At 43.7% G+C, this 12,802-nt stretch carries 11 protein-coding genes; 7 read left to right on the top strand and 4 right to left on the bottom strand.

The window, feature by feature from the left end; all coding sequences use genetic code 11:
• Positions 1-49: 49 nt before the first annotated feature.
• Together GPLA_RS08825 and GPLA_RS08820 are read right to left on the bottom strand one after the other, a co-directional pair.
• Positions 50-691 (bottom strand): response regulator, encoded by a 642-nt coding sequence (locus GPLA_RS08825; protein ID WP_007104535.1) that lies wholly within the window; start codon positions 689-691, stop codon positions 50-52.
• A 413-nt stretch (positions 692-1,104) separates the two neighbouring features.
• A complete protein-coding gene (locus GPLA_RS08820; protein ID WP_007104533.1) occupies positions 1,105-3,429 on the bottom strand; it encodes a TonB-dependent receptor in 2,325 nt (774 codons plus the stop codon).
• 193 nt (positions 3,430-3,622) lie between these two features.
• On the opposite strand from GPLA_RS08820, the gene GPLA_RS08815 reads away from it, so the two are divergent.
• The 7 genes from GPLA_RS08815 to GPLA_RS23695 all read left to right on the top strand — a co-directional run bounded on the left by GPLA_RS08815 (position 3,623) and on the right by GPLA_RS23695 (position 10,669).
• Positions 3,623-4,918: a GntP family permease gene (locus tag GPLA_RS08815; RefSeq protein ID WP_007104532.1), complete on the top strand. Its 1,296-nt coding sequence runs from the start codon at positions 3,623-3,625 to the stop codon at positions 4,916-4,918.
• Positions 4,919-4,932: 14 nt separating this feature from the next.
• Entirely contained in the window at positions 4,933-6,129 is a 1,197-nt protein-coding gene (locus GPLA_RS08810; protein WP_007104531.1) for an E22 family MetX-like putative esterase, read from the top strand.
• An 11-nt stretch (positions 6,130-6,140) separates the two neighbouring features.
• Positions 6,141-7,199, top strand: a complete 1,059-nt coding sequence (locus GPLA_RS08805; RefSeq protein ID WP_007104530.1) for an extracellular catalytic domain type 2 short-chain-length polyhydroxyalkanoate depolymerase — start codon at positions 6,141-6,143, stop codon at positions 7,197-7,199.
• Complete coding sequence (locus GPLA_RS08800; RefSeq protein WP_007104529.1) at positions 7,192-7,977, top strand: 3-hydroxybutyrate dehydrogenase; 786 nt, start codon at positions 7,192-7,194, stop codon at positions 7,975-7,977. Before GPLA_RS08805 ends, GPLA_RS08800 begins: the two co-directional genes overlap by 8 nt.
• Positions 7,978-8,310: 333 nt before the next feature.
• Positions 8,311-9,234 (top strand): lipase family alpha/beta hydrolase, encoded by a 924-nt coding sequence (locus GPLA_RS08795; RefSeq protein WP_007104527.1) that lies wholly within the window; start codon positions 8,311-8,313, stop codon positions 9,232-9,234.
• 4 nt (positions 9,235-9,238) lie between these two features.
• Positions 9,239-10,207, top strand: a complete 969-nt coding sequence (locus GPLA_RS08790) for a lipase chaperone family protein (protein WP_007104526.1) — start codon at positions 9,239-9,241, stop codon at positions 10,205-10,207.
• Positions 10,208-10,498: 291 nt separating this feature from the next.
• Positions 10,499-10,669 carry a hypothetical protein gene (locus GPLA_RS23695; RefSeq protein ID WP_007104524.1) on the top strand — a complete coding sequence of 57 codons (171 nt, stop codon included), beginning with the start codon at positions 10,499-10,501 and terminating at the stop codon, positions 10,667-10,669.
• Positions 10,670-10,689: 20 nt separating this feature from the next.
• On the opposite strand, the gene GPLA_RS08785 is transcribed toward GPLA_RS23695, so the two are convergent.
• Positions 10,690-11,880, bottom strand: a complete 1,191-nt coding sequence (locus GPLA_RS08785) for a leucine-rich repeat-containing protein kinase family protein (protein WP_007104523.1) — start codon at positions 11,878-11,880, stop codon at positions 10,690-10,692.
• A gap of 279 nt (positions 11,881-12,159) precedes the next feature.
• The gene (locus tag GPLA_RS08780) at positions 12,160-12,534 is read right to left on the bottom strand and encodes a hypothetical protein (protein ID WP_040514271.1); all 375 of its coding nucleotides are present in this window, start codon (positions 12,532-12,534) and stop codon (positions 12,160-12,162) included.
• Positions 12,535-12,802 lie beyond the last annotated feature (268 nt).

The following is a 12,802-nucleotide window of genomic DNA, read 5'->3' as shown; positions in this document are numbered from 1 at the left end:
TTAACCGTCAGTAATGCGTTAAAAAGCGAAGCAAATAGTGTTGCTCTATTTACTCGACTTTAAGCATTTGCTTGAACAAAACACCGGCTTGGGTGCGATTATTAAAGCCCAATTTGTGAAGTACCGCTGAGACATGCTGCTTAATCGTTGACTCACTCACTCCTAGCTCGTAAGCAATTTGTTTATTTAACAAGCCATCTGCCATTAACTGCAACACTTTCAATTGATGGGGCGTTAACTGGGTCAGTTTGGCGGCAAACGCTTGTTCTTCACTGCCCTCAATTTTTTGTACCTGATCAATTAATTCCGCTGGCAGCCATTGCTCTCCTTCAAGAATTTGTTGTACTGCGCTGGCAATCACAGGAAGCGGCGTCGATTTAGGGATATACCCACATGCACCAAAATCCATGGCTTTTCTCACCATAGTGGGGCTTTCGTCACCAGATACGATTGCTACCAGCACATCGGGAAAATGGCTGCGCAGCATGGCCAACCCTGTCAGGCCGTCATTGCCTGGCATATTCAGATCTAAAAAAATCAATTCAACATCATTATGTCGATGCAATAAATCAATGGTTTCCTGGTATGAGGCTGATTCAAGAATATCATTACCCAGCACGCTCTGTATGGCTTGCTTCATGGCGCTGCGAAACAAAGGATGATCATCAGCTACAATGGCTTTTACTTGCATGTACAGTACTCATTTATAACGCGGTTGAAATCTAACGATTGATGCTAGATAGTTGATATTTAATAACATTATCTATTGCGACTATCAGTTAATTAAAATTTACTGTCAAGGGATTGTAGTAAATACTACGAGCGTCAGCAGAATTTAGACAAAGGGGTGTAAATATACCAATTGAAGCTGATAAATGCAGACAAGAAAAAAGGCAGTATTCACTGCCAAACATGATTTAGAACCTGCCAATTTCATGCTGCTTTTTGAGAGCATGTTGGCATTGTTATTATTATTTATTTTAGCTGTATATTTAGACAGTAAGTTATTGATGTCTGAGCACTGCTGATTAAGCACAGTGCTCATTTATAGTAGCCAAGTTAAGGTCGAACCAAGGACAGTGCCAGGGTCAATGCCAGAGTCAATTAAAAACGGTAACCCACAGTCAAACTAACCGTGCGGGGGTCGCCATAATAGCCTATTAAGGTGTTGTCTCCCCCCGTACCTGCGGTATAACCCGTTGGATCTTCTGGGTTTTCAACTACAAATTGATATCCACCCACTACGTATTCCTCGTCAGTGAGGTTTTTAGCATGTAGACCACCATACCAAGTGCCATCTTCGCTCTGCCACGACACGCTTAAGTTAACTAAACCATAACCATCTTGGGTAATTAAACTATTGGATGTCTCAGTAATTGTGTAATCGTCACGGTAGTAATAATTCGCATTGAAAATAAAGTCCCCCATGTCTGTGCTAAGCAGATAATTAGCCGCAATGTTTGCCGTGTATTCAGGAGTATTGGCGATAGCGAAAGTATCCGCCACGTCGACTCTTCCTTCTAAGGTTTCTTGGAATACTTCTTCAAACTCTGCATCGATATACCCTAGGGCTAAATCAAAGGTGAGTTCATCTGTTGCAGCATAGGTGATTTCCGCTTCAACCCCTTTGGCTTTGGACTTACCCACATTACCCAATATTTGCTGTAAATCTTCTGGGGACGTGACAGGCAACACCGAGATGTATTGGCGATCGTTATGTTCAAGGGCGAACAAAGTCACGTTTGCACGTAGGTTATCGTTCCAGTCACTTTTGATCCCCACTTCTACCGAATCAACCACTTCAGGATCCACTGCGGGCTCATTAATCGTTGCTCTTGGGTTATAGGTACCCGATTTAAAGCCTTGTGAGTAACTGGCGAATAACATCACATCAGTATTCATTTGATATTCAATGCCCACGCGCGGGGTAAAACGAGACCAACTTTCTTTCGCGGGCGCATCAAGTATGCCATCACCGTCTGAATCAGTACCCAATACTTGTGGTACTAACTCGGCTTCGGGGCGAACGTAGCCTGGGATCCAATTTGATTCAGGGTAAACGTTTGCGAAAACAAGGCCATTCCGTACCGTCGCTTGTTTTTCTTCATCTGTGTAACGCGCGCCTAAAGTAAGCGATAATTGCTCGGTCACATCGATTGAAGATTGTACATATGCCGCAATACTTTCACTGTTATTGCACCCTGAGACTTCACGCGTTAACCCCGGAGTTCCGAACGCGGCACGCCCAAGAAAGCCCAGAATTGCTTCAAATTGACCACAAGACTCTCCGTCATAATAGTAAATACCGCCCACTGCATTAAAACCATCACCGGTATAGGCCAGTTGTAATTCATGGGTATCGTTTTCATCTTCATAGATAGCCGGAACATCAAATATATCAATCGCGGTATTATCAAAATCAATGTTAGTCGGAGAGTAACTTTCGCGATGAGCGCCTATGTATTTCAAGCTAATAGCATCATTTACGTCCCAATTCGCCGTTAAACTATAACCTTCAAGCTCGACGTTATTCTCGGTTGGTAAACTGGTATATGAATCAAATACACTGTTTGGAACGGGTGCATCGGTCAGACGGCTAGGCAATAAACGAAAGCCACCTTTTGCGTTTGAGTCATCTTCAGTTTTGTCCCAACTCAAACGAAAAAACAAATCATCCGTTGGGGTAAATTCCACGGTGATACGGGCCGCGGTCAAGTCTTTGTTGTAATTTTCTAAATCTTGGCCATCTAATGCAGACTGTAAATATTCACCGTAACCGTCACGGGTTAAATCTGCGATACCAAAGCCGATATAGAGTTTGTCTTCAATCAATGGCAGTTGACCGGTGAGCTTGATATCACGTTGCGAATAGCTACCCACAGTACCTTGGATATTCAAGGTTGGGTCGCCGCTCATCGGCTTGGTAACGTATTTAATTGCGCCACCTATGGTATTTTTGCCGTACAAGGTACCTTGTGGGCCGCGCAACACTTCTATTCGTTCTACATCAAGTAAATCCAGTACCGCCCCTTGAGGACGTGCAACATAAACATCATCAATGTATATCCCTACCCCTGGTTCGTAACCCCAAAGTGGGTCTTGCTGGCCTACCCCACGTATAAATGCGGTTAGCGTCGAATTCGTACCACGACTATTTTGTAAGGTAGTATTTGGCGAAAACTGCTGAATTTCAGTCAGTACCGAAATACCTTTTTCATCGAGCTCAACTGCCCCTAAAGATGTCACCGAAATCGGTACTTCTTGCAGGCTTTCAACGGTTTTACGGGCGGTAACTTCAATACGCTCTAGGCCCTTCTTTTCAGCTTGCACACTGTTATTTGCTTCTTGTGCAAACAAAGCGGGTTGATAACACAGTACTGATGCAACAGCGCCAGCGATAATCGATTGGGTAAATCTATGTGTGTTCATAGTGTGTCCTTGAATAGCAGTTTTTAGTTTTGTCGAGGTCTGCTTGCTGCGGTCGTAAATACCTTAATCGAGTTTTGAATTGACGTCCTTAGTACCATAGTACTATGGGCAATCGAATCGCACTGATTCAGACTCCAGTCATCACTTTACTTGTTTGCTTGCGGTCACAAGTTTTCATTTAAAGGAAGATAACATGCTCAGTTTATTTGGTTTAATCGGCGGGTTATTGCTGTTAATAGTCTTAACTATTCGCGGTATGAATCTGTTTATTGCCGCCCCCCTATGTGCGCTTATTGTCGCGCTCACAAGCGGTATACCGGTGTTTATCGGTGAGATTAATTTTGTCAGCAATTATATGCAGGGCTTCTCTGGATTCATTGCATCCTGGTTTTTCATGTTCTTACTTGGCTCTTTGTTCGGTAAATTTATGGAGGACACGGGTGCAGCTGACGCGGTAGCTCGCTTTATCATTTCTAAATTAGGCCGCAGCCAAGCCGTTGCAGCGGTCGTTTTGGCTTGTGCCATCCTAACGTATGGTGGCGTCAGCCTTTTTGTGGTGGCATTTTCGGTTTATCCCATGGCTCTTAGTTTATTTAAAGACGCTAATTTACCGCGCCGCTTTATTCCAGCTGCACTGGCGTTTGGCTCGGTAACTTTTACCATGACATCTGCTGGCTCTCCTGAAATCCAAAATTGGATCCCCATTAAGTATCTAGGTACTTCGCCTTTTGCAGGCTGGGAAGTGAGTCTGATCGTCGCTATCTTTATGGCCACCTTTGGTTTTTGGTGGATGCGCCGCATGATCAATAAAGCGTTAGCCAATGGCGAAACGTTTGAGCCCTGGGCTCAAGATCCAAAAGTGACCAACCGAGACCTGCCTAGTCCAATAACCGGATTGATCCCGTTACTAGTGGTACTCATTCTCTCTTTTTCGCTGCATGATAGCCTAGGTCACCTCGCGCTAATCATTGCCCTTAGTGGTGGCGTGTTAACGCTTATGGTCATCAATTACCGTTATTTTTTAAACATGCAAGATGCCATTAGCGCTGGTACGACAGGCGCCCTAGTTGCTATTGGGAATACCGCAGCCGTAGTCGGGTTTGGCAGTATTGCCAAGTCAACCGAGGCCTTTCAAACGGCAGTTGAAGTCATGACACATATCCCTGGCAATGAGTTAGTTGGTGCTGCCATTGCCATCAGTGTTATCGCTGGCTTGACTGGCTCAGCCTCAGGTGGGCAAGTCATTGCCCTGCCCCTATTAGCCCCGCATTATATCGACCAAGGTGTTAATCCTGAAGAGTTACATAGGGTGGTCTCCATCTCATCAGGCGCGCTAGACTCACTGCCCCACAATGGTTACGTGGTTACCGTCATTCGTGCTATTTGTAACGAGACACACCAGCGGGCATATTGGTCGGTAGGTGCACTCACTGTTGTTGTACCATTATGTGGCCTGACGTTGGCAATCGCCTTATTTAATCTCTTTTAATGGAAATCAATTTCATGCAGTTACGTCGTCTATTAACCCGCACATCTTTAATATTGCTTAGTCTCTTGACCTGTTATCAAGCAACGGCAACAACTGATTTGTTAGTAGAAAAAAAGCGTTTCGAATTAGATGCTTTCACCACTTTTGGCGGTAAAACCATCAAGCAGCTACAAGTAGGATGGGAAAGTTACGGTAAATTGAATAACGCGAAGGACAACGTCATTCTGATTACCCACTATTTTAGCGCCAGCTCTCACGCAGCAGGTAAATATACGCCTAACGATACAACTCCCGGATATTGGGACGCGATTATCGGCCCAGGTAAAGCCATTGATACCAACAAGTATTTTGTATTAAGTGTAGACACGCTGGCGAACTTAAACGCGTTTGATCCTAACGTGATAACCACAGGTCCAGCTTCAATCAACCCGGATACTGGTAAAGCCTATGGCTTAACTTTCCCCGTGGTGACCATACGCGATTTTGTCAATGTACAAAAAGCCTTGCTTGCGAATCTAGGGATCACAAAGCTGCATGCTGTGATCGGTGCGTCTATGGGCTCTATGCAGGCTCTTGATTGGGCCACAGCTTATCCTGACTGGGTACCTCGCATGATATCCGTGATTGGTTCAGGGCAAAGTGATGCCTGGACCACTGCACTGCTCGAGCAATGGGCCATTCCAATCCGGTTAGATAAAAATTGGGCAAACGGTGACTATTATGATGGTGAACGTCCGTTGCAAGGCTTAACCGCGGCGTTAATGTTTATTACCCAAGATGCACTCACACCTGCATTTTTTAACACCACAGGTGAGTCGATGCAGTACTCTGCAATGGAAGAAGGCCCGCTAAACGATATCAACAAAAGTCACAGCATTGTTACTTGGCTACATGACCGAGCAGAAAATCGCTCAAAATTAATGGACGCCAATCATTTATTGTATTTGGTACGTGCATCACAATTATACATGGCAGGCCACAGTGACAATTTGCGAGAAGCGTTAGCCCAAGTAAAAGCAAAAACCTTATTTTTACCCTCTAGCAATGACTTATTACTCATGCCCTACCTAGCTAAAGATTCTTCTGACACCCTGCAAGCATTGGGGAATAACACCCACTACCAAGAGCTCTCGGGTAATTTAGGTCATTTAAACGGTGTGCTTGGGATAAGTCAGTCTGCGAAACAAATCAGCTCATTTTTACAAGAATAAAAGGCAACATTATGACGTTTTCAACCACATTACTTGGGAAAACCTACACCTGTGCGGCGTTGACATTGTTATTAAGTGCCACTCAAACCCAGTTGTTCGCCAAAGAAGTCGCAAACAAGGACTCTTTGCAGGTGCAGTACAATGTAGATTTAACCTACATTAGCCTTTCAGGACTATCAAGTGGTGGTTACATGGCCACCCAATTTGAGCTGGCATACTCAGATTGGGTATCCGGTGTGGGGATTATTGCTGCTGGCCCCTATTATTGTGCGCAAAATAGTATTCAAACCGCACTAAGCCAATGTGTTAACCAGCTTAAAAGCCCGATTAGTTTGGATGTGCTCAGTGACAAGGCTATTCAATGGCAAGAAGCCGGCAAATTACCTTCATTGAGCAATTTGCAGCAACATAAAGTTTGGTTGCTCAGTGGTGCACTTGATACCAAGGTACTGCCACAAATTAATCAAGCCTTATATACCCAATATCAACAATGGGTAAAACCAGAAAATCTAACTTATGTTACCGATAAGCCCTTTGCGCATCTCTTTCCCACGTTAAATTCAGGGACCGAGTGTGATGTTTCTGAAGCGCCTTTTATTGGCAATTGTGCTTACGACGCAGCTGGCGCGATGCTGACTTTTATTCAGGGGGATTTAACCCCTAGAAACAAGACCCAAAGCGGCCGATTGATCGAAATTGACCAGCATAAACTAGGGGGGAAACCAGCCGAAACCTTGGCAAAAAACGGATACCTGTATGTTCCGCAATCTTGCCAACAAGGCGAGTCTTGCACCGTGCATGTTAGTTTTCATGGCTGCAATCAAAATGCCAGTGCTGTAGGTGATAAGTATGCAACACAAACTGGGCTTAATAACTGGGCCGATACCAATAACATGCTGGTACTTTACCCGCAAACCAAAAGCTCCATGATGATGCCCCTCAATCCCCAAGGTTGCTGGGACTGGTGGGGTTATACAGGGGAAGATTATGCCAATCAAAACGGGCCACAAATTAAGGCCGTGAAACACATCATTCAAGCACTAGCAAAACGAGAGATACACCATGACTAATCCCGAGCATTTTTCAAAACGCACCATACTTATTACTGGCGGCGCCAGTGGCATTGGATTGGGCCTAGCGCAGCAACTTGGATCAAATGGGCATAAAATAATCATCGCTGATATGAATTTAAACGCGGCGAAAAGTACCGTTGCCGATCTTGGTGCCCAAGGGATCAGTGCCCGAGCGGTATTATTAGACGTAACAGATACCCTGCAAGTCGCCGCGCTAGCCGAAACTTTGGCACCTGATAGCGTTGATGTACTGATCAATAACGCAGGTATTCAGCATGTAGCCAAGCTTGAGGATTTCCCAGCGGATAAGTGGCAGCAATTAATCAATATCATGCTGGTGGCACCTGCCATGTTAACCCAAGCGTTTCTACCCAGCATGCGCAGCAAAAATTATGGCCGCATCATTAACATCGGCTCTGTTCACTCTCTCATCGCTTCACCATTCAAATCCGCTTATGTGGCGGCTAAGCACGGCCTACTTGGCTTTTCAAAAACAATTGCATTAGAAACCGGTGACTGCGATGTAACAATTAATACCCTGTGCCCTGCCTATGTGAAAACTCCATTAGTGGAAAAGCAAATAGCGGCACAAGCTAAGGAACACGGTATGAGTGAAGAAGATGTGGTCAACAAAATTATGCTCGAACCCATGCCCAAAAAATCCTTTATCGACATCGACGAACTCGCCAGCAGCGCAACGTTTTTAATGAGTAACAGCGCACGTAATATAACGGCCCAAACAATTGTGATCGATGGAGGCTGGACCGCACGTTAGTAACGTGCACGGTTGAATTAGCTTAACGTTCTAAAAGCATCTGCATATTGATGTAACCATAAAGGCCTAGTCGCTGTCAGGCCTTTATGGTTACTCGAATTTGTTGTTACTGAATAACCGATACACATTTTGCTCACATTAATCGGTCCCAGCTTTATCCAAAATTCATTAATAAATGCCGAACACAATCGCATTACTTTTTACACAAACGGTACTTATTATCGATCGCGAACAGAAAGATAAAAGAACAAAAATTGGTTTGACCTCTGATGAGTTGATCTTACCGTCGCGATAATGTAAATTAATTGTTAATTAAATAGACTAGGCATTAGCATGAAACCCATACGTATCTGTTTAACTTTTATTTTGCTCTGCAACACTTCATTTATGGCAACCGCGTCCGAATACACCAAAACTAAGTACCCTATAGTATTGGTACACGGTTTATTTGGCTTTGACGATGTATTCGGTATCGATTACTTCTATCGCATCCCAAATTCACTGTCAAAAGATGGGGCAAAAGTATTCATTGCTGCTGTATCCGCAGCGAATAGCTCAGAAGTTCGCGGTGAGCAACTTCTTACCCAAGTTGAAGATATTTTAGCCTTGACCGGCGCGGCTAAAGTGAATTTAATTGGCCATAGTCATGGCAGCCCTACCTCACGCTACGTGGCTTCAGTGAGACCTGAGCTTGTGGCATCGGTCACCAGTGTAGGAGGCGTAAATTGGGGAACCCCAGTAGCTGACTTATTACGCGACTCATTGCCCGAAAATAGTATACCTGAATCCGTATTAGCGTCAGTGGGCAACAGTCTTGCTGGCCTGATAGAGCTACTTTCTGGCAATAGTGAATTACCACAAAGCGCGATTGCCTCATTAGACTCCTTGAGTACCCCAGGCTCATTAGCATTTAATAACGCCTATCCTGAGGGCATACCTGAAACGTATTGCGGCCAAGGCGATATATACGCCAATAACGGCGTTGCTTATTTTTCATGGAGTGGTGCTAGGCCTTTTACCAATGTTTTTGACCCCGTAGATGGGCCGCTTTCAATTGTCAGCCTGTTATTCAGTGAACCTAATGATGGTCTAGTATCGTCATGCAGCAGTCACTTGGGCTACGTGATAAAAGACAACTATAAAATGAATCATCTGGACGAGGTCAATCAAACCTTGGGTATTCATCACATCTTCGAAACCGACCCTATCACCCTCTATCGAAAACATGCGAACAGATTGAAAAAAATGGGAATGTAGAAAATTGCCTAAAGCACGAATCATTGGACTGCTTATTTTAGCACTCGGCGGTATGGCATTCGCCTACCGCTGGTATCCAGCAGAAATAGACAGAGTGCAAATAATATCCTTCCATCAAACCCTCGATAATTCGCTAGATAATCCAGTGCGAAACGACGTTGACACGCATCTCCCTTTCCAAAAAGCATCAAATAGAAAGGCGGAAAAAGCAGATTGGCTTAATGAGCAACTAAAAGACCGGTTAGATTCCTATATCGTTTCTTATCAAGATGATGAAAAAAAGATGTGGCAAGAGTTCCAGCATCAATGCCGCATGTTTGCAGATTGCCAAGGGTTAACCGCCCTGTTAATGCGCTATATAGACTATAAAAAGGCTTTAATTAATATAGACGGCCCCTCGCCTAATGACATCAACGCCTTCGCCAAGCGAATGGATGAGTTGCAGGGCGTACGCGAACAGTTTTTCACCTCCCGAGAATACCAATTACTTTTTTCCCATGAAGTTGAATGGGATAAGGCGGCCTTACATCGTTTACACATAAAAATGGATCCGACTCTAGATTTATCCCAGAGAAGCGCTTTGCTCGAGGCGCACATTGCAGGGTTACCTGAATCAGTAAAATCTGCCTTTGAACCGTCGTTACAGTTGCAGAAATTAGCCCGACTGCGTCATCAACGTGTTCACATTGATGAAAAAGATGAGGGCTCGCAAAGTTATAATACGTTTGCAGCACAATTCGGTGAACCCGCCGCTGAGCGATTAATTACCTTGAAAAAGCAACGCAATCAATGGCAAAAACGTGTGCTTGAATATGAGCTGAAACGGGCAAGCCTCAAGCGCCAATATAGTGATGAAAGATTGCGAAAAGAAATTCAGATATTACGAAGCCAATCCTTTACCAGTAATGAGATCAAACGTATCAAGGTCATTTCTCTTACACGCCCAATTCCCTTGGCCACCAGAACTGATTAGGCTCTTGCAACGCCTTCTGCAAACGCCATCAGACTTGCCATTAATGATGCTATGGTCACAGGTAAAACGCTGACGAGATAGATTGTTGGTTTAGCATGTTGGTTTTCTGAGTGAATGGGGTCTATCCACAATCACTATTGGTATACCGGAGCACTGTAGCCGGACGGAAAAATAAAATCCAAAATTTTAGCTTACCGGTGATTAGATCACTTTATCTCGCCTGTGTTGTTGCAAACGTCTGCTCAATAGTTAACTATTTATATCTATTAAAACAAGCTATTAAGAATAATGATGTCATCCGTTACCCTAAACTTCACCCTCGAAAAAGAAACGAAAAACAGCGTTCGCTATAAAGAAGTACCAGAAGAAGGCAAAGCGCCTGTTTTAGGGTCCATTTATGTACAAAAATGGTACGCAGGCTCTTCAAAAAACATCCAGATAACCGTCGAGAAAAAAGATTAATGTCTCGCTATTATCGCATATTAAGATGCATTCAAGCTTTGCATATCATCCATAAAATGCATTAACGCTCTTGCTTCAATTTTTTTGATTTTTGCTTGCTGTGACTCGCTCAACATGTGGTACATACTGGCAGCCCCAAAATCCCCAAAGATAATATTGCCCTCATCATCGAACAAGGTGTTGTGGGCATACAAATCGCCGTGGCATACCTGATTCAGGTGTAAATGCTCAAACACGTTTTGCATTTGGGTAATAATTTTTTCAATTTTGTCTAAAGGTAATATAAAACCACCAGGAAATGTGTCTCGCGTGCAACTATCAAGTGATGGCGGAAAACCTAAATTACGATAATGACGGGGGATCAGCGCCATTATCAGAGCTAAGCAATCTGGCTCCGTCACTTGAGCCAATGGCCTTACCAAGTTTTCATGTTCACCGACTTTAAGGCAAACCTGCAATTCATCTTTAGGGTACCCATCACTGGTCACCTGCCCTTTAAACACTTTTATCGCGACCTCTGCTGGGTACTCGTTTTGCGCCTCATGCCAGGTCGCCTTTGAAATAACACCTGATGCGCCTTGGCCTAAAACTTCGTGTAAAACAAAACTTGAAGACGCCAAATGAGGTACGGTTTCTATGTGTAAGTCTGCCGCTGAAAATGGATTACCGGCAAACGCAAACCAGGCGAGTTTAGGTAAATCTAGCAATTGTTCTGGGCAAGTTGTTAAATTATTTGCTGAAATGCGCAGCAACTCAAGATTATGTAACTTGCTCATGTTATTCGGTAAACAGCTTAATTTATTGCCAGCAAGCGCCAGTTTTTGCATGCTAGGCCGCTCACCTAGTGAGTCTGGCAGCGATTCTATTTGGTTATCCGTTAAAATTAACCAGCGCAGCTTGATGGGTAATGATTGCTCTGGCACCAGCCTTATTTTATTGGCTTTAAAACCGACCATTTCCAAGTTTTCGCATTGCCCCAACACTTCTGGCAAAATTTCAAATTGATTGTTGGAAGCAAAGATAATTTTAAGCTTGCTTAGCTGCGCCAGCTCAACAGGTAAGGTACGTAAAGCATTGCCTGACAGGTCCAGTACCTCAAGGCTATCGGATAAGGTCAAGATCTCCATGGGAAACTCAGTGATATCTTCAGATAAGCTGAGTCGTGTTGTACCAACAAGCTCGCCACTTTTAAGTTGATTTAGGCTGTGCAAAATAGAAAATCCGATTTAGGTAAATAAGAAATGCGACGCGGTAAAGTCGTGGAACGCGCGCTAGCCTAATGAAAAAGGGCGAAAAAAGATAGTTCAGTGGCTTATTGAAAAGCATCAGCAGTAGTGGCTGACAATCTGTGTCACAGTCACCGATTAAGCTTATATTGGCAGCAAAGTCACAGTTGCTGCTTGACGCACTAACGCTTTAAACAGCGGAAAGTTGGAGCGCTTTAGCCTGCGAGGGATTTTCCGGTGATTTAACTTGTTATGTAACATGTGTCACGAGCCTTTCATGATGTTTTGATTAAGCTCTTCAAATTCTTGCATTAATCTATCGCAGGCAGCCTTTTTAGCCTGACAAAGAGCTTTCATTTGAATATAAATACTTTGGTTTTTCTCAAGCACTGTACGCTTTACTGCTACTGGATGCGCAGGGTGAGAATCTGGAGTAAACGACCATAAGACCATATTAGAATTTTCTTGGTCTTCGATGATTGTCCACCCGCCTTGCACACTAGTTTTCGTCCCATCTTTATTTTTTAATGCATCCAAAGCTAGCGCGACTGTTTTAAAACCAATTGAGCTATTTTCATCAGCATATGACGGGGCGGAAAGTAATGCAGCCCAACAAATTACTATGATTCCAAATTTCACATTACTCTCCTTGTTACATAATGCTTATTATCGAGCATGTCGTATATGTAACTGCTCGGGTTAATTTTTATTGTCATCATAACAAGCATTTACCGTTTAATTTCATTAGATATTTTCACTCGTTACCCTGTTCTTACGGCAATAAGCGTAAGAACAAAAGGAAACCTGACGGGGTCGCCACGACTTTTATGCTTCTTATTAAAAGCGATGTGAAAAATATTTTCCATAATTAAATGGATAACTTAGCAATTTCCTGAAAAACAAAGTG

Source organism: Paraglaciecola polaris LMG 21857 (assembly GCF_000315055.1).
Taxonomy (GTDB): Bacteria; Pseudomonadota; Gammaproteobacteria; order Enterobacterales; family Alteromonadaceae; genus Paraglaciecola; species Paraglaciecola polaris.
The sequence above is the reverse complement of the archived record's forward strand: the minus strand, read 5'-3'. Positions and strand labels throughout refer to the sequence as shown.

What these genes read in the sequence shown, in the direction of transcription:
- GPLA_RS08825 (WP_007104535.1), bottom strand. Translation starts at nt 691, where the DNA reads ATGCAAGTAAAAGCCATTGTAGCTGATGATCATCCTTTGTTTCGCAGC.
- GPLA_RS08820 (WP_007104533.1), bottom strand. Translation starts at nt 3,429, where the DNA reads ATGAACACACATAGATTTACCCAATCGATTATCGCTGGCGCTGTTGCA.
- GPLA_RS08815 (WP_007104532.1), top strand. Translation starts at nt 3,623, where the DNA reads ATGCTCAGTTTATTTGGTTTAATCGGCGGGTTATTGCTGTTAATAGTC.
- GPLA_RS08810 (WP_007104531.1), top strand. Translation starts at nt 4,933, where the DNA reads ATGCAGTTACGTCGTCTATTAACCCGCACATCTTTAATATTGCTTAGT.
- GPLA_RS08805 (WP_007104530.1), top strand. Translation starts at nt 6,141, where the DNA reads ATGACGTTTTCAACCACATTACTTGGGAAAACCTACACCTGTGCGGCG.
- GPLA_RS08800 (WP_007104529.1), top strand. Translation starts at nt 7,192, where the DNA reads ATGACTAATCCCGAGCATTTTTCAAAACGCACCATACTTATTACTGGC.
- GPLA_RS08795 (WP_007104527.1), top strand. Translation starts at nt 8,311, where the DNA reads ATGAAACCCATACGTATCTGTTTAACTTTTATTTTGCTCTGCAACACT.
- GPLA_RS23695 (WP_007104524.1), top strand. Translation starts at nt 10,499, where the DNA reads ATGTCATCCGTTACCCTAAACTTCACCCTCGAAAAAGAAACGAAAAAC.